Raw genomic sequence first — 20,505 nt, 5'->3', positions numbered from 1 at the left:
GTTTATTGTGCAGTGCACAAAACTGTCATCTTGTGCGGACATAGCGCCCCGGTGCTAGACCAAGATCCTCATCGGAAACGGGAATTCTCTTCCCTTTGGCTGCGACGCGCGCGCTGTCCAGGCCGTCGATCCACCGGATCCAGTCCGGCCACCAGCTGCCCTTGGTCTCGACCGCGCCTGCAACAAAATCGTCAAGATTGGTCGCGCCGCCCTCGTTGATCCAATACTGATACTTCCCCGATGACGGCGGGTTGACCACGCCTGCAATATGCCCCGATCCGGCAAGCACGAAGCGGATCGGCCCGGCGAGATGCCCGGTCAGCTTCCACACGCTGCGCGGCGGGGCGATATGATCCTCACGCCCCGCCTGGACATAGGCGGGTGTCATCACGCGGGTCAGGTCGATCGGCGTTCCCCCGATCGCCAGCGCGCCCGGCTGGATCAGCAGATTGTCGCGATACAGGTCGGACAGATAGCTGGCATGCCATTTGGCCGGCAGGTTGGTGACGTCCGAATTCCAGTGGAGCAGGTCGAACGGGGTATAATCCTCCCCCAGCAAATAGTTGCTCGTGACATAATTCCAGATCAGGTCGCGCCCACGCAGCAGGTTGAAGGTCGCGGCCATATAGCGCCCGTCGAGGAAACCGTCGGTGGTCAGCGACTGGATCGCCGCCAACTGCTCGTCATCGACGAACACATTGAGGTCGCCCGCCTCGCTGAAATCGACCTGCGCGGTGAAGAACGTCGCGCTCTTGACCTTCGCCGCTTCGCCCCGCGCAGCGAGCACCGCCAGCGTGGCGGCGAGCGTCGTGCCGGCGACGCAATAGCCGATCGTATGGACGCTCTCGACGCCCAGCAAGTCGCGGATCGTGTTGATCGCGTCGATCTGGCCGCGCTCGACATAATCGTCCCACATGACATCGGCCATGCTGGCATCGGCCGATTTCCACGACACGACGAACACGGTCAGCCCCTGCTCTACCGCCCAGCGGATGAAGCTCTTCTCCGGCGTCAGGTCGAGAATGTAGAAGCGGTTGATCCACGGCGGGAAGATCACCAGCGGGGTTTCGAAAACGCTCTCGGTGGTCGGTGAATATTGGATCAGCTCATACAGCGGAGTGCGCTTGACCACCCGGCCCGGCGTGGTCGCGATATTCTCGCCGACCGCGAATGCGCCCTCGACCGTCTGGGTCATCTGCCCCTTGCCCATGTCGGCGAGCATGTGCGCGAGGCCCTTGAGCAGATTCTCGCCCTTGGTCTCGATCGTCCGTTCGACCACCAGCGGGTTGGTCGCGGGGAAGTTGCTCGGGCTCATCGCGTCGATAAAGCCCTGCGTGGCGAAGCGCAGCTGCTCCTTCTGCTTCGGGGTCAGCCCCTCGATCTGGTCGACGCCCTTCAGCAAATGGCCCGACAGCGTGAGATAGCTCTGGCGGATGAAGTCGAACACCGGCTGTTCGCGCCATTGCGGCGCCTTGAAGCGCTTGTCGCGGGCCTGTTCGGGGGTTTCCTCGAATTTCGGCGCCTTGGCCGGGTCGAGGAAGCGCTGCCACAGCGTCATCGTATCGGCCCAGAACTCCGCGCCTGCGCGCATCGCAGCGGCGGGATCGACCGGCGGCATCGTCGGCATGGCCGGCATCTGCGGCATCGCGGGCATGTGGGCCGGCATCTGCCCGGCCAGGTCCAGCCCCTGCTCCATCATCATCTGCTGCGCGCGGCCGAACACCCAGGTCCAGTGCTGAAGGTCCTCCAGCGCAGGCTTGGGATCGGCAGCAGCCTCAGCGGCGGGCTTGGGATCGGGCTTCGGTTTTGCCGCGCGCTTCGCCCTGGGCTTTGCCGTGGTTGGGGTTGGCTCAGGCTTCGTCTTTGCGGTCGTCGTCTTTTTCTTTGCCGTCGCCACGCGCCTCTCCTCTGGCTTGCCGCCTCGCCCCCTGTATAACGAGGCATCGCGCGTTGCGCGACCACCCCGAGGAGCCGGAACCCAATACGATGTCCGAAGAATTCTACCGCATGAAGCGCCTGCCCCCTTATGTCATCGCCGAAGTCAACGCGATGCGGGCAGCGGCGCGCGCGGCGGGGGAGGACATTATCGACCTCGGCATGGGCAATCCCGACCTGCCGCCGCCCGACCACGTCATCGAAAAACTGATCGAAGTCGCGCGCAAGCCTGATGCGCATGGCTATTCGCAATCCAAGGGCATTCCTGGCCTGCGCCGCGCCCAGGCCAATTATTATGGCCGCCGCTTTGGCGTCGATATCGACCCGGATACCGAAGTTGTGGTGACGATGGGGTCGAAGGAGGGGCTGGCCAGCCTCGCCACCGCGATCACCGCGCCGGGCGATGTCGTGCTCGCGCCGAACCCGAGCTATCCGATCCACACCTTCGGCTTCATCCTCGCCGGCGCGACGATCCGCGCGGTGCCGACGACGCCGGACGAGGCCTATTTCGAGAGCCTTGAGCGCGCGATCGCCTTCACCGTGCCGCGCCCGAGCATCCTGGTCGTGAACTATCCGTCCAACCCGACTGCGGAGACGGTCGACCTCGCCTTCTACGAACGGCTGGTGGCGTGGGCGAAGGAGAACAAGGTCTGGATCCTGTCCGACCTTGCCTATTCGGAGCTGTATTTCGACGGCAAGCCGACCGTCTCGATCCTGCAGGTGCCGGGCGCGAAGGATATCGCGATCGAGTTCACCTCGCTGTCCAAGACCTATTCGATGGCGGGCTGGCGCATGGGTTTTGCGGTCGGCAACAAGCAGCTGATTGCAGCGATGACGCGGGTCAAATCCTATCTGGATTACGGCGCCTTCACCCCGATCCAGGCCGCGGCCTGCGCCGCGCTCAACGGGCCGCAGGATATCGTCGAGAAGAACCGCGTTCTCTATCACAAGCGCCGCGACGTGCTGGTCGAGAGCTTCGGCCGTGCCGGCTGGGACATCCCGCCCCCGCCCGCCAGCATGTTCGCCTGGGCCCCGCTCCCGCCGGCGCTGGCGCATCTGGGCAGCCTTGAATTCTCCAAGCAGTTGCTGACCCATGCCAAGGTCGCGGTCGCGCCGGGCGTCGGCTATGGAGAAAATGGCGAAGGGTTCGTGCGCATCGCGATGGTCGAGAATGAACAGCGGCTGCGGCAGGCGGCACGCAACGTGAAGCGTTACCTTCAGTCGATGGGCGTCAACACCGGCGCGAAATCGGCCTGAGACAAAAAAGGGGCGCTCCGGGTGGAGCGCCCCTTTTCCGTTACCGATCCGCAGGGATCAGAAGCGGAAGCCGAAGCCCAGCGACGCCTGACGGCGCTGCAGGTTGAAGCCGGTACCGTAAAAGTCACCGAAATCGGCATAGGCCGCTTCGAGATTGACGTAGGCGTTCTTCGACACCGACAGCTCGACGCCGAGCGCGCCATAGACGCCACCCTTGCTGTCGCTGGCGCTGGCCGCACCGCTCGACGCCTCGATGGTCAGCGAGGCATAGCCGAGCTTGCCATAGATCGCGGCGGTCGGGCTCAGCGCGACGCCTACGCGCGCGCCAGCGGCAAGGTTGCTCTTCACATCGAGGCAGTCGGCTGCTTCGCACAGTTCGACGCCAGAGAATTCATAATTCACGAACGGGCCGACGGTGACCTTGTTGCTGACCGCGAGATCATAGCCGAGCTCGGCGCCATAGGAGACCGCGCTGCCGATCTTGTACACGTCGCCGTCGCCACTGACGGTCGGGGTCTCGTAGCCAAGACGCGCCTCGATGCGGACGCCGTCGAACAGGTTCGCGCCCTGATCTTCGTCCTGCGCAAACGCGACGCCGGGCACGCACGACAATGCCGCCGCGGCGACCAGAAACTTCTTCATGATATCCCCCAGTATAGAGTGGCCACAAAGGCCTGAGAAACCCGCCGCAACTTCTTGATTCGGCAGGCGCGGTGCGGATAGTTCAGGATCGTTTCGGGGTCCACCTCGATTTTATTGTCCCGCGCGCACGATGATTGAATTCGGGACGACGTTGCGCCAGTGCGGCGACATGACCCGTCCCGGCTTCACCTTTTCCCATCGGCTGCGCGTGCGCTACGCCGAGATTGACGGCCAGAAGGTCGTGTTCAACTCGCGCTACCTTGAATATGCCGATGTCGCGCTCAGCGAATATTGGCGCTGGCTGCAACTCGCCGACCTGCCCGAATGGGGCGTGATGGAGTTCCACGTCGCGCGCGCCAGCGTCGATTACAAAGCGCCGTTCCGCTACGATGATGAATTCGACGCCTGGGTCCGCACCGAGCGTGTGGGAACGTCGAGCGTCACCAGCCAGATCGAACTGGTCCATGCGCAAACAGGCGCGCTTCACACTATGATCGAACTGGTCCACGTCAATGTCGACCTGGCGGCCGGTCGCTCCGCACCGGTGCCTGCGGCGATCCGCGAACGGATGCTCGAACCGCGCTGATTCGCGGTCGAATTCAGCGGCGTGCAACGCGCTGTTAACCGGGACGGCCTAGCGTCCGCGCATGCGTCCCAACCGCCTGTTTAGAAACGACCTGCTGGTGGTCGCTGCGGTTGCGTTCACCTATTTTCTGTGCGCCGCCGGGGCGGTCGCCTTTACCCGGCTGAGCGGCAATGTTGCGCTGCTGTGGATCGCCAACGGGCCGTTGATCGCAGCATTGCTCACCCGTCCGGCCACCGAGCGGCCGCTGCATATCGCGGGCTGTTTTGCCGCATCGGTCGCAGCGTCGCTGGTGGCCTCTCCCTATACGGCGTTGGCACCGATGTTCGCCGTCGCCAATATGGGCGAGGCGTTACTCACCTGGGTCTTGCTGCACCGGTTCCGCGCCGATGCGCGCGTATTCCTGTCGCTTCGCGCGCTCGCGGTCTTTGTTGCCGCAGCGGGCATCGTTGCGCCGCTGGTCGCGGGGATTCTGCCTGCTGCGACCCTATCCTTCTATCAGGTGGGCGACCCCTGGATGATGTGGATGAACTGGGGCATCGGCCACAGCCTGGGCACGCTGATCGGCACGCCGATTGCGCTGCTGGTGATGGCGCGATCGACCTATTGGGACAGGGCGCCACAGCCGGGCACGATCCCGCGCCTCTTGACCATCACCGGATTGCTCATCGTGGTCACCGCGGTGAGTTTCGCGCAGACCCGCCTGCCGCTGCTGTTCGTGCCGATCCTGCCGCTGATCGCCGCGACGATGGCGTTTCGCGTCGCCGGGGCCACGCTCGGCGTGTTCCTGATCGCGCTGATCGGCGCGGCGTTCACCGTTTCCGACATCGGCCCGGTCGAGTTGATCGGGGGCAGCCACGCCTTCCGGCTGCAGTTTTTCCAATTCTACCTCGCCGTGCTGTTCCTGATCGCGGTCCCCTTCGCGACGATGATCGCACAGAATCAGCGCCTCGCCGCTGCGGTTGCCGCGAGCGAGGCGCGCTACCGGCTGATCTCCGACCATGTCTCCGACGTGGTGCTGACGCTGAACCCGCAGGGCGAGGTGCAGTTCGCCTCACCCTCGATGCGCGATGTGACCGGGCACACCCCCGAATCGGTCATCGGCAAGAGCCCCGCAGCGCTGGTCCATGAAGTCGATCGCGAGCGGGTGCGCGAAGCCTATCGCCAGGTGATCGCCGAGGCCGACTCGGTCCATCGCTTCGAATTTCGCGGCCAGACCGCGACCGGCGGAATCCGCTGGTTTGAGACGACCGCCCGCGCCGTCCGCAACGCGGATCAGGAGGTGCAGAGCGTCGTCACCGTCGTGCGCGAGGTCAGCCAGCGCAAGGCGCGTGAGGCCGATCTGGTGCGTCAGGCCAGTACCGATCCGATGACCGGCGTACTCAACCGTCGCGCCTTTCAGGACCGGATTGATCAACTGCGCGACCACACCCCCGACCGCCCCGGCACGCTCGCTTTGTTCGACCTCGACCATTTCAAGCAGGTCAATGATGGCCATGGCCATGATGCGGGCGATGCCGCGTTGCTGCACTTTGCCGATGTGCTGCGCGCCAGCGTGCGGGTCGAAGATGTCATCGGGCGGCTGGGCGGCGAGGAGTTCGCCGTGCTATTCCCCGGCCTGTCGACCACCGCCGCGCTGGCGGCGTGCGAGCGGGTGCGCAACACGCTTCAGGATGGGCGCATCCATGCTGGCGGCGCGATCTTCACGATCACGGTCAGCGCCGGGGTCGCGCCGATCCGCCCTGATTTGTCGTCGGACGAGGTGTTCCGTATCGCCGATGCTGCGCTGTATCGTGCCAAGTCGCGCGGCCGCAACCGCAGCGAGCTCGCGGCCGCCTGATTATTCGGCGGCCTCTGCCGCAGCCTCACCCACTACATCCTCAGGCAGCGACCACAGCAGGTCATGCTTGCCCAGTACGCGTCCGTCATGGCTGCGCACCTGAACCGGTGCGATGCGGCGATGGTCGCGCGCATCGACCAGCACCGGCGTGGCGGGCATGCAGGTCTCCCAACGCTCGCCCCATTGCCGCAGTGCAACCATGGTCGGCAGCAGCGCAAAGCCCTTTTCGGTCAGGCGATATTCGACCTTGCGCCGGTCATCATCGCACGTCTGGCGCGCCAGGATGCCGTGATCGACCAGCCGCGCGAGCCGGTTGGCGAGAATGTTACGCGCGATGCCGAGTTCCGACTGGAACTCCTCGAAATGATAGAGGCCGTTGAACGACGCGCGCAGGATCAGGAACGACCAGCGCTCTCCCATCGCCTCCAGCGCCGCCGGAAGGCTGCAGTTGGTGGCGAGCTGTCGAAGCGGCTCTCGCAGTCCGTTTTGGCCCATGACCGCCAAATCTACCTTATTTTGACCATTGCACAACGCGATAAGTTCCTTGCGGTGCAGCAACGGTTTCTAGTTGCAACTGAAAATCTATCCGAGTAAGTGGCGTTTCGCAACCTTTGTTGCAGTGCACCCCAGGGAGAGTATCATGATCCGCTTCGCCCCGATCGCCGCTGCCGCGCTCTGCCTCGCCAGCGCCGCGACCCCCGCTTTCGCCCAGTCGGGCCACTATACCGCCACTCCGGCAGAGGCGCCGAAGAAGGCCAGCTTCATCACCCAGACCACGGTCTGGAAGTGCAAGGATGGCACCTGCGCCGCGCCGAAGTCGACGATGAGCGAGAAGGTGATGTGCGAGCGCGTCGTGCAGCGCGTCGGCGCGCTGACCACCTTCACCGTCGGCGGCACCGCGTTCGACGCAGAGGCACTCGCCGCCTGCAACGCGCGCGCCAAGTAAGCCACACACCCGTCACTTCGACGCAACAGTAAAACGGGCATCGGCCGACGCCGGTGCCCGTTTTGCGTGAATCCTGTTGCAAAGCAGCAGCATCAAACCCAGTTTCGACCTGTGCTGCGTCAATATGAACTCGTCGACCGGGTCCTGTCCTACGACCCCGAAGCCAATGAGGCGCTCCTCAACCGCGCCTATGTGTTTTCCATGCACGCGCATGGCAGTCAGAAACGCGCGAATGGCGACCCTTATTTCAGCCACCCGATCGAGGTGGCCGGCATCCTGACCGACCTGCACCTCGACGACGAGACGATCGCGACCGCGATCCTGCACGATACGATTGAGGATACGGTCGCCACGCCGGAAGAGATCCTGGCGAAGTTCGGGCCGAGCGTCGCGCGGCTGGTCGATGGTGTGACCAAGCTGTCCAAGATCGAGGCGCAGACCGAGAGCGAGCGCGCGGCGGAAAATCTGCGTAAATTCCTGCTCGCCATGTCGGACGACATCCGCGTGCTGCTGGTCAAGCTCGCCGACCGGCTGCACAATATGCGCACGCTGCATCATATTCCAAAGCCCGAGAAGCGGCGTCGGATCGCGCGCGAGACGATGGACATCTATGCCCCGCTCGCCGAGCGGATCGGCATGTACGAGTTCATGAAGGAGATGCAGACGCTCGCCTTCCAGCAGCTCGAACCCGAAGCCTATGAATCGATCACCAAGCGGCTTGAGGCGCTGACCGTCGAGGGCGAGGATCGCATCGCCAAGATCGGGTCGGGCCTCAAATTGCTGCTGTCGCGTGGTGGGGTCGAGACGGAGATTTCGGGGCGCGAGAAGCACCCCTATTCGATCTGGAAGAAGATGTCGGAGCGGCACGTCAGCTTCGAACAGCTGTCCGACATCATGGCGTTCCGTGCGATCGTCGGCACCGAAGAGGAATGCTATCGCGCGCTCGGCATCATCCATCGCCGCTGGCCGATGGTGCCGGGGCGGTTCAAGGATTACATCTCGACGCCCAAGCGCAACGGCTATCGCTCGCTGCACACCAGCATCATCCATGCCGGCGACACCCGCGTCGAAATCCAGATCCGCACCCGCGAAATGCACAGCCAGGCCGAACACGGCCTCGCCGCTCACTGGTCGTACAAGCAGAATGCGGTGCGCCCGGATACGCAGGTCAGCTGGATCCGCGATCTGGTCGACATCCTCGAACAGGCCGAAAGCCCCGAGGAACTGCTCGAACACACCAAGATGGCGATGTACCAGGATCGCATCTTCGCCTTCACGCCCAAAGGTGAATTGATCCAGTTGCCCAAGGGCGCGACGCCGATCGACTTTGCCTATGCCGTCCACACCGACCTTGGCGATCAGGCGGTCGGCGCGAAGGTCAATGGCCGCGTCGTCCCGCTGCGTACCGAAATCGCGCAGGGCGATCAGGTCGCGATCCTGCGCTCAAAGGCACAGCGGCCGCAGGACAATTGGCTCAACTTCGCGATCACCGGCAAGGCGCGCGCGGCGATCCGCCGCCATTTGCGGCACAAGGAGCGCGACGAGTCGATCGCGCTCGGCCGCAAACTCTATGACGACATCGTCGGTCGCCTGCCCGTGCCGATCGGCGAGGAGGCGCTGGGCGCCGCGCTGACCCGGCTCAAGCTTGACGATGCCGACGCGCTGATGGAGGCGATTGCCCGCCAGAAGGTCACCGACGCGCAGGTGATGGAAGCGCTGATGCCCGGATCGACCGAGGACGAATCCGCGCTGCAGCCGGTGCAGCGCATGCCGATCTCGATCAAAGGCCTCACCCCCGGCGTTGCCTTTACCCTCGCCGCCTGCTGCCATCCCATCCCCGGCGACCGCATCGTCGGGGTGCGCCAGCCCGATGCGCCGATCGAGATCCACCAGATCAGCTGCCCGAAACTCGACGCGGTCGAGGATCAGGACTGGGTTGATATCGGCTGGGGCGACAAGGCCGAGGGCGGGACCGCGCGCCTTGCCGTGACACTGAAGAACGAACCCGGCGCGCTCGGTATGGTTGCGACCCTGCTTGGCCAGCACAAGGCGAACATCCTCAACATCCGCTTCGACACCCGCGACACGACCTTCCACACCAACATGATCGACGTGGAAGTGCGCGACGCCGCGCATCTGATGAAGCTGATCGCGGCACTGCGCGCGGCGGACGCGGTGAGTTCTGCAGAGCGGGTTTAGTGGAACGAACGTTGCGCCTGCAAATCCTACATGACGCGGCCCGCGTGGCGCGCTAGACCGCGCGCATGCAACGTCTAAAGCTCTCGGTCGTCGTGCCATGCTACAATGAAGAAGGCTGCCTCGAGCTGCTGCATGGACGCGTCTCCGCGGCTGCACGCGCGGCGGTCGGCGACGATTATGAGATCGTACTGGTCAATGATGGATCGCGCGACGGCAGCTGGTCGGTGATGCAGCGGCTGTCGGCCGCCGATCCGCATCTCGTCGCGGTCAATCTGTCGCGCAATCACGGGCATCAGCTTGCGCTGACCGCAGGGCTCGACCTGTGCGCGGGCGACGAGATTCTGGTGATCGACGCGGACCTGCAGGACCCGCCGGAGCTGCTGTCCGACATGCGCGCGACGATGCGCGAGCAGGGCGCAGACGTGGTCTATGCCGTGCGGCGCAAGCGCGATGGCGAGACGTTTTTCAAGAAGGCGACCGCCGCGCTGTTCTATCGCATGCTCGACCGGATCACCGACACGCCGATCCCGCTCGACACCGGCGATTTCCGCCTGATGAGCCGCCGCGCGCTCGACGCCTTCCTGTCGTTGCCCGAACAGGCGCGCTTCATCCGTGGAATGGTTGCCTGGGTCGGCTTCCGGCAGGTGCCGTTCGTCTATGACCGGCATGAGCGGCACGCGGGCGAGACGAAGTATCCGCTGGCCAAGATGGTCCGCTTCGCGCTCGACGCAGTCACCGGCTTCTCGACCGCGCCGCTGCGCTTTGCCAGCCATGTCGGCCTTGCGCTGACCGGCCTGTCGGTGCTGCTGTTCCTCTACATCGTCGTCGGCTGGCTGTTTGGTAATGCTGTGCAGGGGTGGACCTCGACCATGCTGGTCGTCGTGTTTCTGGGCGCGGTGCAAATGTTCGTGCTCGGCATGATCGGCGAGTATCTCGGCCGACTCTATGTCGAATCGAAGCGGCGGCCGCTGTACCTCGTCGCCGATGTCGCGGGGCCGGTGAAGGGCCACGCCTCGCTCGGCTATCGCTTTCAGGATTCGGGCGAGGTGACCGTGTCCCCCTTCGCGCCGCCGCGCGCGGACGCGGACGAACCCGCCCCCGCCAAGGCGCCCAAGCGCAAGTCCGAGCCCCCCACGCTGCTGTGAAGGGCTTACTCGCCCTCGTCGCACTTGCGCTGGCGTCGCCGGTTCTGGCGCAGGACACGCCGGCGTTGCGCGACAGAGTCGAGGCCGAGTTCGCCAAAGCCCCGACCGGGACCCGCTTCGGACTGGTGGTCGGCGACGGTGCGGGGCGGGAGATTGTTTCGATCCGCCCCGACGAGCGTTTCATCCCGGCATCGAATACCAAGATCGTGACCACCGCCGCCGCTTGGTGGGCGATGCCCGACGCGATGACGGCACCCGACGCCAGCGGCGGTGCGGCGGTGCGGATCGAGGGCAGGGACCTGATCCTCACCGGGCGCGGCGACGCGCGGCTGTCGAGCGCGGCGGACTGCGTCACCAACTGCCTGAGCCAGCTCGCCAACGCGATCGCGGCGGGCATTCGGCGGGTGCGCAACATCACCGGCGACGCGACCCTGTTCCCCGACGAGCGGTGGAGCGCGGGGATGAGCTGGAACAACATCCCGTCGCGCTCCGGCACCGCCAATTCGGCGCTGAGCCTCGACGACAATGAGCTGGTCGCGACCGTCACTCCGGGCAAGCCGGGCGAGGCACCGCGCTTCGAGCATTTGGGCTATGTCACGATCGACAATCGCGTCGTTACCGTTGCGGGGGGCAAGACCGACATCAATTTCGATCGCCTGCCGTTCGACCGCGCGATCCGCGTCACCGGCACGATCGCAGCCGATGCCAAGCCGCAGACGCTGCGCTTCGGCATCGATGATCCGGCGCATTACGCCGCGTGGCGGTTCGCCGCCTTGCTGCACGAGCGTGGCGTGAAGGTGAGCGGCACGGTGACGTCACGCTATCGCGCTGCCGACCGGTCGGACGATCCCAAGCAGCGCGGAACGCTCGCCACGCGCCCGCCCGAGCCGGTGTGGGTCGCCGCGCTCACCCCGCCCCCGCTGGCGGAGGATGTGCGCACGATCAACAAGGTCAGCCAGAACCTCCACGCCGAACTGCTGCTGCGCCGGACCGGCCTGATCGACGGCACCGGATCGGTCGCCGACGGGCAACAGCGCGTCGCGGCCATATTCGCCGCCGCCGGGGTGCCGCGAACCGCGTTCGACTTTTCCGATGGGTCGGGCATGTCGACCTATAATCGTATCGCCCCGCGCGGGATGGTGACGCTGCTCGACTGGATCGCGCGCCAGCCCTGGGGCACGGCGTGGCGCGAGACGCTTCCGGTGGGCGGCGTCGACGGCACGCTGGCGCGGCGGTTCAAGGGCACGTCGCTGGAAGGCCGCATCTTCGCCAAGACCGGATCGCTCAAAGCGACCAATGCGCTCGCCGGCTATATGGTGGCCAAGAGCGGGAAATTGCTCAGCTTCGCCGCTTATGCCAATGATGTGCCGGGGGATGCGTCGGGGACACCAATGATCGACGCGGCGCTGGTGGCGGTCGCCGAGGCGAATTAAGGCCACGCCGCTCCCACCGGGGGATAGGCCATGCTGCTCGCCGCGATGATGCTGGTTCAGGATGCGGCTTCGCTGGAGGCCGCCGGGCGGTATGCCGACGCCGAACGCGCGCGCCGATCCAGCTACGAACAGGCACAGCGGCGCAGCGCTGGCACCGTGGCGACGGCGGACGCGGCGGAGAAGCTGGCGGACAATCTCGCGATGCAGTTGCGCCTCGCCGATGCCGAACCCTTTTACCGGCGCGCATTTGAAATCCGGCTTGCAAAGCGCGGCGAAAAGCATGGCGACACCGCGCGTAGCCTGCGCCAACTCGCCTCGCTGTCGATGGCGCGCGGCGCACTGGGCGAGGCGGAAGCGTTCGCGCGGCGGTCGCTGGACATCCAGCGCGGGCTGGTCCCGGCGGGGGGTATGGAATTGGCGTGGGCGCTCAATACGCTGGCCGAGGTGCTGGCGGCGCAGGGCAAGGCGTTCGATGCCGACCCGTTGTTCGGCGAGGCAGTGACGATCGCGCGGGCGCAGGGCGATGCCGACCTTGCCATCCTGCTCAACAATCGCGGCAATAATTTCTACCGCATGGCCACCGCCACGGTGATCCCGCCGATGTTCCGGCGCCGCGCCGGGGCAACCCGTTCGGTGGTCGCGCCCAGCGATCAGGACGCGAACGGCGGACTCGATCCACTGCGCAAGCGCGCCCTTCTGGCGCAGGGTCGCGACCTGTTGAATGAGGCGATGCGGATGTTCACCGCCGCGTCGGGGGCCGACCATCCCGATGTCGCCAACCTCCTCAACGGCCTCGCCGCCAATTACCGCGCCGCCGGAATGCCGGTCGAGGCCGAGGCGCGCTATCGTCAGGCGGTCGCGATCAAGGCGCGCTTCCTGCCGCCCGACAATCGCGACCGCATCGTCGGCGAGTGGAGCCTGGGCGACCTGCTCGCCACCCGACCGGGCCGCGAGGCCGAGGCGCGGAGCCGGCTGCGCGCGGCGATGGCGGGGGCAATGGCATCACAGGCGCGCTTCCGCACCTTCGACGCGGCGGCGAGCAATGAGCTGCGCAGCTATGCCCCCGTCTTCGCGACGAGCATCCGCGTTGCGTGGCGGCTGTCCGCTACTTCGGCTGGGCCAGCACGATGATCGACAGACCCGGCGGCATGGGGAGGCGGCCGAGCAGGTGGCGCTCCAGCCCGAAGATCTTCTCGAACGCCCAGTTGAGCGGCCCCGGCGGCGGCGAATCGTCGCTGTCGTCCTTGCCACGCAGCTTGCCGGCGAGCCGCGCCGCGACGGCCGCAGGGAACAGCAGGGAGTTGAACCAGCGCAGCTTGCGCCATTTGAGGCCAGCCTTGTCCAGCGCGGCGGTCAGGCTCGCCTTGGAGTAGCGGCGCTTGTGGTGGTTCACCACGTCGTGCGCGCTCCACATCCATTGATGCGCGGGGACGGTGATCAGGATCGTCCCGCCCGGCTTCAGGCGCTTCGCCATCCCCGCGAGCGCGGCGACATCGTCCTCGACATGCTCGACCACATCGAGCACCGCGATCAGGTCATATTGTCCCTCGGCGACGCCGCTCAACTCGGGCAGCGGCGCGGTGCCGACTTCCTTGCCCAACCGCGCGCTGGCGACGGTTCGTGCGGCCTCGTCGATCTCGATCGCGTCGACCGTGCCGAACGCACCGAGCATCGGCAGGTTATGCCCGGTACCGCATCCGATCTCGAGGATCCGCGCGCCCGCAGGCGGCTGAACATAGCGCGCGATATAATCGGCGAGGATGTCGCGGCGCGCCACATACCACCAATGGGTGGAATCATGCTCAGCCATGCGGTCGTAAACGATGCGGTCCATGAATTATCCAAACACCCATTGGCGGTTGAGTGCAAATGTCGCGACGGGCGTAACCGTGACAATCGGGATCAGCGGCACCCATTCGGGATAGTGCATCAGGTCAGCGAGCACCCAGGTGAACAGCGCGTTGAGCAGCAGCCCGAAGCCCTGAACGATCAGGAACTTGAAATGCTGACGCCCGCTATTGTCGCGGCTGCCATGCCCCTTGAAGCTCCAGAAACTGTGCAGGAAAAAGCCGCAGGTGACTGCTACCGCAAAGGCGAACGGCACCGCCGCAACGGCAAGGTTCGGGAACACCCACCACACCAATGGCAGATACACGGCCGAATAGATCACGGTGGAGATGCCCCCCGCGATACCGAAGCGGATCAACTGGCCAAGCATCCCGCTCCGCCGCAAATCGCCTAGTCGTTGAATGAGTGAAGCCACGCCCGCCTTGCCCTGAAGTCGCGCGCCGCCCTAATGCTCGCGCTGCATAAGGGGAAGCGGTTTTGAGTTCGACACGATTCGCGGGGTTCGACCTCGAACGGGAACTGCGGACGCATTGGGTGCGCTGGACGCTGCTCGCCTGGGCGGTCATCGGCGGCTGGTATCTGTGGCAGCGCTGGGGGTTGGTCAACGCGCTGGCGCTGAGCGACACCGACGACAATATGCGGCTGATGCAGGTGCGCGGCCTGCTCGCCGGACAGGATTGGTATGACCTGCGGCAGTACCGGCTGAGCCCGCCGGGGGGCCTCGACATCCACTGGTCGCGCCTGGTCGACCTGCCGATCGCGGCGCTGATCCTGTTGTTCCAGCCCTTCACCGGCACGGCGATGGCCGAGCGGCTGGCGGTGGGGATCGCCCCGCTGTTCCCGCTCGCGGTGACGATGCTGGCGATGGGTGCAGCGGTGCGCCGCCTGATCGCGCCCGCCGCCTGGCCGCTGTCGATCCTGATCCTGCTCGGCTGTACCGCGACGATCGTCCAGTTCGTGCCGCTGCGCATCGACCATCATGGCTGGCAGCTCGCCTTTCTCGCGCTCGCCGTCATGGGCATCGCCGACACGCAGCGGATGCGCGGGGGCCTGACCGTCGGTCTTGCCAGCGCGGGATCGCTGACGATTGGCCTCGAACTGCTGCCCTTTTGCGCGATGGCCGGCGCGATCGTCGCGCTGCGTTGGGTGTGGGATCGCGATGAAGTGTCGCGGATGCGCGCTTATGGTCTGAGCCTTGCGGGCGGGAGCAGCGCGGGGTTCGTGCTGTTCGCGTCCAACGCAAATTACGCGATGCGCTGCGACGCGCTGACGCCGGTATGGCTGTCGGTAATGGTCGTCGCGGGCGCCCTGCTGTTTGGGCTGAGCCTGCTCAACCCCGTCAATCGCGTCGCCCGACTCGGCCTTGCCGTAGTCGCGGGCGGTATCGTCGCGGGCGGGTTCGCCGGGCTGTTCCCCAACTGCCTCCAGCGCCCCGAAGGCGTGTCGGACGAGCTGGCGAACACCTGGCTCAACAATGTCCGCGAGGCGCGGCCGATCTACAAGCACAGCTTCACCATGGCCTTCCCGATGGCGGTGCTGCCGGTGATCGGCATCATCGGCGCGGGCTTTGCGGCGTGGCGCGCCAAGACTGCCGACCAGCTGGTTGCATGGGTGGCGATCGGGCTGTTCACCGCCTTCGCCGGCGCAATGCTGCTGTGGCAGGTGCGCGCGGGACCGGCTGCGCAGCTGCTGGCGGTGCCGGGCGCGAGCTGGCTCGCCTGGACGATCGTCCCGTGGTTCCTGGGGCAGCGCTGGATGCTGGTGCGCGTGCTGGGGTCGGTCGCGGCGTTCCTGCTGGTGTCGGGACTGTTCGCCGGCTTCGTGGTCAAATATCTGCCGGTCAGCGCGCCGCCGACCAAGTATCGCGCGACGGTGAGCAAGGCCAACAGCCGCTGCGCCAGCGCTCCGGCGATGCGGACGCTCGACCGCACCCTGCCCCCCTCGACCCTGTTCACCCATGTCGACCTAGGCCCGCGCCTGATCGTGATGACGCGGCACAAGGGCATCGCCGGGCCATACCACCGCAACGAGCGCGCGATCCTCGACGTTCACCATGCCTTTACCGGCAAACCGGAAGCATTTCGCGGCATCGCAAAGCGCTATGGCGCGCAATATCTGCTGGTCTGCCCCAACATGGCCGAGACCACCGTCTATCGCGCGCGGGAGAAGGATGGCTTTTACGGGCAACTCGCCAAGGGCAAGGTTCCGGAGTGGCTGGAGCCGGTGACGCTGCCCAAGGGTGCGCCATACCGGCTCTGGCGGATCCGCTACGAGCGCTGAGCGGAGAATCGCATGGTCATTCGCAAGGGGCGACGCGCTGCGTCCCCCCTTGGGAAGGGTTCAGAAGCTGAAGCGGACCGAGCCGGTGATGGTCCGCCCGTTGAGCGTCTGGGCATTGACGATGCCGGATGCCGGGATCGCCGCCGAGCCGACCTGCACCAGCGCCAGCTTGTCGAACACGTTGTACGCATTGAGGCTCAGTTCGACGCGCGCGGTCGGCCGGACCTGCAGGAACGGGCTGACGATCACATAACTCGGCTGTTTCAGCAGGTTGCTGTCTTGCGCATAGCTGCTGGTCGTGCCGAGAATATTGGCGCCCACCGAGAACAGCCCGGTCTGATATTGCGGCATCGCCTGGAAAATCAGGTCGGGCTGATGCCGCGGGGTGTTGCCCACGGCGGTCGGATCGGTCCGGTCGCTGTCGATCTTTGCCTTGGTATAGGTCGCGCCGACGCGCAGGCTGAGCGGGCCGCGCTCGAACAGGCCTTCGACCTCGACCCCCTTGGCGCTGTACGACCGGTCGATCGTGATCAGCGCAACCGCACCGGTAGCGTCCGCGCCGATCTGCAGGTTCTTGTCCTTGGTCGATGCCCAGAAGCCGGTGACGAACAGGGTCATGCCCGGCTTGCGGAACTTGATGCCACCCTCGGCCTGCTTGACCGGGGCATAGGCCGCGCTCTCATCGGTCAGCTTGCCCGAAGCGGGATTTACCGTTGGCGAGAAGAACAGGCGGTCGGCGCTGGCACGCGCACCACGGCTGTAGCGTGCGAACAGCGATACCGGCTCGGCCAGGCGATAGTTAACGCCGACCGAATAGGACGCATAACCATAGTCGTAGTCAGCGAAGCCCGGCTGGGCGAGCGGGAGGACCGCCACCGCCGACTCGGGTCCTGAAATCACGCCGTCGCGATTGAGGTCGATCGCGGCAAGGCCGACGCGGTTCCCGCCGAGATCCGCGCCATAGAGCGTGCCGCTCACCTTCCCGAAATCATAGCGCAGGCTGGCGCCCACGGCGAGCGGGCCTTGCTGATAGTTGACCGACCCATAGGGAGCATAGACGCGATAGTTCAGGTCGTAGCGCCGATGATAGCCGCTGCCGCCAAAGATGCCGTAGCTGAGCACGCCGCCCTGGCTGGCCGGGGTGCCATTGGCCGCGATCACATCGATGAACGCGCTGTTGCCACCAGAGGCCAGATCATAGGCGCTGTTGCCGAAGTCATAATAGAGATCGACGTCCTGCGACGATGCGTAAAAGCCGGCCGTCGTCGTCAGCTTGCCATTCCCCAGCTCCCAGACGCGGCTGCCGCGCAGATCGTTGGTGAAATTGTCCATGCTGTTGATCCGGGCGTTGAGATCGAGCGCATTCGCGACCAGTCCGTTGCCATTGATCGCGCTGGCAGGCGAAATCGTGGCACCCGCATTCGGCCCGGTGGCGTAGCGGAGCGAGGCGCCGGGTCCGCCAAATGCCATCGCAAAGGCCGGCACGGGCAGCGTCGCGCTGGGCAGGGTTTCGTTGTAGCTGCCCGAAATCCGCGCATAGCGCACGCGGTTGCTCAGCGACCAGCCGGCGACATCGAACTGTGCCTCCACCCCGAGCGACGCGACCTTGCTGCGGTTCCCCTCGCGCCGGTCCAGCGTTGCAGGATTATTGTCCTGATCGACGGTCGGCGTCGCACCGCGATAACGCGATGCGGTCAGCGTATCGCGGCGCGGGTCGAAACCCGGCAGCGGCGCATAATCTGGATCGGAATTGGTGCCGCTCACGCGCACCGGGACCAACCCGTAATTGGGCTCACGATCGTCGAGATACTTGGCGTAGAGCCGCACGAAGCCACTGCCCAGCGTCTTGGTGATGTTGAACTTCACCTGCCCGCCGCGGAATGCGTTGTAGCCCGAGGCACGCGGCCCTTCGCCCTGGCGATAGAAGCCGCCGATGTTGAACCGCATGCTTTCGCTCAGCCGCCCGCCATAGTTGAAGTCGGCGCGGCCCAGTTCATGGTCGAGACCCGAGGACAGCTGGATCATGCCGCCCTCTTCCTCACCGGTCTTGGAAATGAAGTTGACGATGCCGCCCGGCGAATTCGACGAAAAGGTCGATGCCGAACCGCCACGGATCGCCTGCACTTGCGACAGGCTGAGATCAGTTCGCAGAAACGCGGTCGTCGCGGCGAAGTGGACGTCGCCGAACTCCAGGACCGGCAAGCCGTCTTCCTGAATCTGGAGGAACTTCGATCCGTCCGCCGCCAGCGGCAGGCCGCGGATGGTGATCGCCGTAAGCCCATCGGTACCGCCGGTCTCGGCGCGGATACCCGGGATGTTGCTGAGCACTTCGGCGATCGAGCGCGTGCCGATCTTCTGGATTTCAGCCTCGTCGAGCGTGCTCGCGGAGATGGCGGTGTCGAGCAGATCGCGCCCCTTGGCGACGCCGGTAGTGAACGATTGCTTTTTGGCCGGTGCCTCTGCCGCGCCACCGGAGGTGCGGTCCGATGCATCGGTCTCCTCACTGGCATAAGCAGGCAGCGCGAACAGCGCCGCAGATACAAGGAGGAATGCTTTCGTCTTAGTCACCACAGGCCCCATCTCTAGAAAAGGAGGCGGGGCCATGGTGTTCAAGCGATTAAGGCACGACCCTTGTCAGACTATGTAAAAATACGCCATCGACCGATTTCAAATCGAAATGACTATACTGCAGCGTTACTCTGAAAATAAATCCATCGCAGGCGACCGAAAACGAAAACTCGTTCTACCGGCATCCGTGCACCTTAAGACCTTCCGTCACACCCCGAAGCTCTGCTTCACCCCGTCGATCACGAACTGGATCGCCAGCGCGGCGAGCAGCACGCCGAGCAGGCGGGTAATGACGGATTCGATCTTTGCCCCCAGCACCCGCATCAACGGCCCGGCGGCGAGCAGGGCAGCCAGCGTCAGCGCAAGCACCAGCGCCAGCGCGCCAAATACCGCCGCCGTCTGGCCCGGCCCGTCGGCGCGCGAGACCAACAGCATGATCGTCGCGATCGAGCCGGGGCCCGCGATCATCGGCATCGCCATCGGGAAGACCGAGACATCCTCGACCTCGGGCGTCTGCATCACCTTTTCGGCGCGGTCCTCGCGGCGTTCCTGGCGCTTCTCGAACACCATTTCGAGCGCGATGATGAACAGCATGATCCCGCCCGCGATGCGGAACGCGCTGAGGCTGATGCCGAGTGTGCGCAGCAGCGCTTCGCCCACCAGCGCGAACACCAGCAGGATAGCGGTCGCGATCATCACCGCGCGGATCGCCATTGCGCGCTGCTGATTGGGGCCCGCGCCCTTGGTCAGGCCCGCATAGATCGGCGCGCAGCCGGGCGGGTCGATCACGACGAACAGCATCGCAAAGGCGGACAGGAACAGCTCGATCATTGCACTTGCCTCTCTGCCAGCGTACGTTCCCAGGCGAGCGCATCGCGGACGATGCGGTCGAGATCGTCATATTGCGGCCGCCACGGCAGTGCCGCGAGGATCGCGCGATTGTCCGACACCAGTTCGTCGGGATCGCCCGCGCGACGGCCCTCAAGCTTGCGGTTGATCGTCACATTGGTCACGCGGTCGACCGCATCGAGCACTTCGAGCACCGAATACCCACGACCATAGCCGGCGTTGAGCGTGTGGCTGCTGCCCGGATCGGCGATCAGCAGGTCGAGCGCATGGACATGCGCGGCGGCGAGGTCGCTGACATGGATATAGTCGCGCACCCCGGTGCCGTCCGGCGTCGCGAAATCGGTGCCGAACACCGAAACCCCGTCGCGCTTGCCGGTCGCAGCCTCGACCGCGACCTTGATCAGATGCGTCGCCCCCGCCGTGCTCTGGCCGCTGCGCCCCTGCGGATCGGCGCCGGCGACGTTGAAATAGCGCAGCGCGCAATAGTTGATCGGGTGCGCGGCGGCGACGTCCTTCAGCATGATCTCGGTCATCAGCTTGGACATGCCATAGGGGTTGATCGGCTGCTTGGGCGCGTCCTCACGCACCGGCACGACCTCCGGGATGCCATAGGTGGCGGCGGTGGAGGAGAAGATGAAATGCTTCACCCCTTCCGCGACTGCACTCTCGATCAGGCTGCGACTGGCGGCGGTGTTGTTGCGATAATATTTGAGCGGGTCGCTGACCGATTCCGGCACCACCACCGACCCGGCAAAGTGCATGATCGCGGTGACCTTGTGCTCACGGAGTGCTGCGCGCACCTTGTCGTCATCGGCGATGTTGGCAACGACCAGCGACGCGCGCGGATCGACCGCCCAGTCAAAGCCGGTGACGAGATTGTCGAGCACGACCACGCGCCAGCCCGCGTCGAGCAGCGCGAGCACCGCATGGCTGCCGATATAGCCAGCTCCACCCGTCACCATCACCGTGCCGTCGCGCAT

At 65.4% G+C, this 20,505-nt stretch carries 17 protein-coding genes; 9 read left to right on the top strand and 8 right to left on the bottom strand.

All coding sequences use genetic code 11. The features are described from left to right. Window positions 1-25: 25 nt before the first annotated feature. Entirely contained in the window at window positions 26-1,702 is a 1,677-nt protein-coding gene (locus K9B35_RS08970) for a PHA/PHB synthase family protein (protein WP_412103460.1), read from the bottom strand. Window positions 1,703-1,986: 284 nt separating this feature from the next. On the opposite strand from K9B35_RS08970, the gene K9B35_RS08965 reads away from it, so the two are divergent. Further along, window positions 1,987-3,192 (top strand): LL-diaminopimelate aminotransferase, encoded by a 1,206-nt coding sequence (locus K9B35_RS08965; protein WP_224921487.1) that lies wholly within the window; start codon window positions 1,987-1,989, stop codon window positions 3,190-3,192. 57 nt (window positions 3,193-3,249) lie between these two features. Here the strand turns inward: K9B35_RS08965 and K9B35_RS08960 are convergent, their stop codons facing one another. Continuing rightward, the gene (locus K9B35_RS08960; RefSeq protein ID WP_224921486.1) at window positions 3,250-3,834 is read right to left on the bottom strand and encodes an outer membrane beta-barrel protein; all 585 of its coding nucleotides are present in this window, start codon (window positions 3,832-3,834) and stop codon (window positions 3,250-3,252) included. 169 nt (window positions 3,835-4,003) lie between these two features. Here K9B35_RS08960 and K9B35_RS08955 point away from each other — a divergent pair, with 169 nt between their 5' ends. Together K9B35_RS08955 and K9B35_RS08950 are read left to right on the top strand one after the other, a co-directional pair. Continuing rightward, window positions 4,004-4,420 carry an acyl-CoA thioesterase gene (locus K9B35_RS08955; protein WP_224921485.1) on the top strand — a complete coding sequence of 139 codons (417 nt, stop codon included), beginning with the start codon at window positions 4,004-4,006 and terminating at the stop codon, window positions 4,418-4,420. A 61-nt stretch (window positions 4,421-4,481) separates the two neighbouring features. After that, window positions 4,482-6,257, top strand: coding sequence for a sensor domain-containing diguanylate cyclase (locus tag K9B35_RS08950; RefSeq protein WP_224921484.1), 1,776 nt, complete (start codon window positions 4,482-4,484; stop codon window positions 6,255-6,257). Here K9B35_RS08950 and K9B35_RS08945 read toward each other — a convergent pair whose 3' ends face one another. After that, window positions 6,258-6,752: a winged helix-turn-helix transcriptional regulator gene (locus tag K9B35_RS08945; protein WP_224921483.1), complete on the bottom strand. Its 495-nt coding sequence runs from the start codon at window positions 6,750-6,752 to the stop codon at window positions 6,258-6,260. 145 nt (window positions 6,753-6,897) lie between these two features. Here K9B35_RS08945 and K9B35_RS08940 point away from each other — a divergent pair, with 145 nt between their 5' ends. The 5 genes from K9B35_RS08940 to K9B35_RS08920 all read left to right on the top strand — a co-directional run bounded on the left by K9B35_RS08940 (window position 6,898) and on the right by K9B35_RS08920 (window position 13,111). Continuing rightward, window positions 6,898-7,203, top strand: a complete 306-nt coding sequence (locus K9B35_RS08940; RefSeq protein WP_224921482.1) for a CC_3452 family protein — start codon at window positions 6,898-6,900, stop codon at window positions 7,201-7,203. Between the two features lie 111 nt (window positions 7,204-7,314). Then, the gene (locus tag K9B35_RS08935) at window positions 7,315-9,402 is read left to right on the top strand and encodes a RelA/SpoT family protein (protein ID WP_224921481.1); all 2,088 of its coding nucleotides are present in this window, start codon (window positions 7,315-7,317) and stop codon (window positions 9,400-9,402) included. A 65-nt stretch (window positions 9,403-9,467) separates the two neighbouring features. Beyond that, the gene (locus K9B35_RS08930; RefSeq protein ID WP_224921480.1) at window positions 9,468-10,547 is read left to right on the top strand and encodes a glycosyltransferase family 2 protein; all 1,080 of its coding nucleotides are present in this window, start codon (window positions 9,468-9,470) and stop codon (window positions 10,545-10,547) included. Between the two features lie 65 nt (window positions 10,548-10,612). Next, window positions 10,613-11,980 carry a D-alanyl-D-alanine carboxypeptidase/D-alanyl-D-alanine-endopeptidase gene (dacB, locus tag K9B35_RS08925; protein WP_224921479.1) on the top strand — a complete coding sequence of 456 codons (1,368 nt, stop codon included), beginning with the start codon at window positions 10,613-10,615 and terminating at the stop codon, window positions 11,978-11,980. A gap of 30 nt (window positions 11,981-12,010) precedes the next feature. Next, the gene (locus K9B35_RS08920) at window positions 12,011-13,111 is read left to right on the top strand and encodes a tetratricopeptide repeat protein (protein WP_224921478.1); all 1,101 of its coding nucleotides are present in this window, start codon (window positions 12,011-12,013) and stop codon (window positions 13,109-13,111) included. On the opposite strand, the gene K9B35_RS08915 is transcribed toward K9B35_RS08920, so the two are convergent. Beyond that, entirely contained in the window at window positions 13,086-13,814 is a 729-nt protein-coding gene (locus K9B35_RS08915; RefSeq protein WP_224921477.1) for a class I SAM-dependent methyltransferase, read from the bottom strand. The two genes, K9B35_RS08920 and K9B35_RS08915, sit on opposite strands and share 26 nt — an antisense overlap. A 3-nt stretch (window positions 13,815-13,817) precedes the next feature. Continuing rightward, window positions 13,818-14,198 carry a GtrA family protein gene (locus tag K9B35_RS08910; RefSeq protein ID WP_224921476.1) on the bottom strand — a complete coding sequence of 127 codons (381 nt, stop codon included), beginning with the start codon at window positions 14,196-14,198 and terminating at the stop codon, window positions 13,818-13,820. 107 nt (window positions 14,199-14,305) lie between these two features. Here K9B35_RS08910 and K9B35_RS08905 point away from each other — a divergent pair, with 107 nt between their 5' ends. Then, on the top strand, window positions 14,306-16,108 hold the full coding sequence (locus K9B35_RS08905; RefSeq protein ID WP_224921475.1) for an AcrB/AcrD/AcrF family protein: 1,803 nt from the start codon (window positions 14,306-14,308) through the stop codon (window positions 16,106-16,108). A gap of 60 nt (window positions 16,109-16,168) precedes the next feature. Here the strand turns inward: K9B35_RS08905 and K9B35_RS08900 are convergent, their stop codons facing one another. The 3 genes from K9B35_RS08900 to galE form a co-directional block, all read right to left on the bottom strand. Further along, window positions 16,169-18,676 (bottom strand): TonB-dependent receptor domain-containing protein, encoded by a 2,508-nt coding sequence (locus K9B35_RS08900; protein ID WP_224921474.1) that lies wholly within the window; start codon window positions 18,674-18,676, stop codon window positions 16,169-16,171. Between the two features lie 207 nt (window positions 18,677-18,883). Beyond that, entirely contained in the window at window positions 18,884-19,507 is a 624-nt protein-coding gene (locus K9B35_RS08895; protein WP_224921473.1) for a MarC family protein, read from the bottom strand. Then, a complete protein-coding gene (galE, locus tag K9B35_RS08890) occupies window positions 19,504-20,505 on the bottom strand; it encodes a UDP-glucose 4-epimerase GalE (RefSeq protein ID WP_224921472.1) in 1,002 nt (333 codons plus the stop codon). Before galE ends, K9B35_RS08895 begins: the two co-directional genes overlap by 4 nt.

It is taken from the genome of Sphingomonas sp. R647, from assembly GCF_020177055.1.
Classification (GTDB): domain Bacteria; phylum Pseudomonadota; class Alphaproteobacteria; order Sphingomonadales; family Sphingomonadaceae; genus Sphingomonas.
The sequence above is the reverse complement of the archived record's forward strand: the minus strand, read 5'-3'. Positions and strand labels throughout refer to the sequence as shown.

Excerpts from the sequence above, each read along its gene's own strand:
- K9B35_RS08970 (WP_412103460.1), bottom strand. The coding sequence starts at position 1,702 with ATGATGATGGAGCAGGGGCTGGACCTGGCCGGGCAGATGCCGGCCCAC.
- K9B35_RS08965 (WP_224921487.1), top strand. The coding sequence starts at position 1,987 with ATGTCCGAAGAATTCTACCGCATGAAGCGCCTGCCCCCTTATGTCATC.
- K9B35_RS08960 (WP_224921486.1), bottom strand. The coding sequence starts at position 3,834 with ATGAAGAAGTTTCTGGTCGCCGCGGCGGCATTGTCGTGCGTGCCCGGC.
- K9B35_RS08955 (WP_224921485.1), top strand. The coding sequence starts at position 4,004 with ATGACCCGTCCCGGCTTCACCTTTTCCCATCGGCTGCGCGTGCGCTAC.
- K9B35_RS08950 (WP_224921484.1), top strand. The coding sequence starts at position 4,482 with ATGCGTCCCAACCGCCTGTTTAGAAACGACCTGCTGGTGGTCGCTGCG.
- K9B35_RS08945 (WP_224921483.1), bottom strand. The coding sequence starts at position 6,752 with ATGGGCCAAAACGGACTGCGAGAGCCGCTTCGACAGCTCGCCACCAAC.
- K9B35_RS08940 (WP_224921482.1), top strand. The coding sequence starts at position 6,898 with ATGATCCGCTTCGCCCCGATCGCCGCTGCCGCGCTCTGCCTCGCCAGC.
- K9B35_RS08930 (WP_224921480.1), top strand. The coding sequence starts at position 9,468 with ATGCAACGTCTAAAGCTCTCGGTCGTCGTGCCATGCTACAATGAAGAA.
- K9B35_RS08920 (WP_224921478.1), top strand. The coding sequence starts at position 12,011 with ATGCTGCTCGCCGCGATGATGCTGGTTCAGGATGCGGCTTCGCTGGAG.
- K9B35_RS08915 (WP_224921477.1), bottom strand. The coding sequence starts at position 13,814 with ATGGACCGCATCGTTTACGACCGCATGGCTGAGCATGATTCCACCCAT.
- K9B35_RS08910 (WP_224921476.1), bottom strand. The coding sequence starts at position 14,198 with ATGCTTGGCCAGTTGATCCGCTTCGGTATCGCGGGGGGCATCTCCACC.
- K9B35_RS08895 (WP_224921473.1), bottom strand. The coding sequence starts at position 19,507 with ATGATCGAGCTGTTCCTGTCCGCCTTTGCGATGCTGTTCGTCGTGATC.
- galE (WP_224921472.1), bottom strand. The coding sequence starts at position 20,505 with ATGCGCGACGGCACGGTGATGGTGACGGGTGGAGCTGGCTATATCGGC.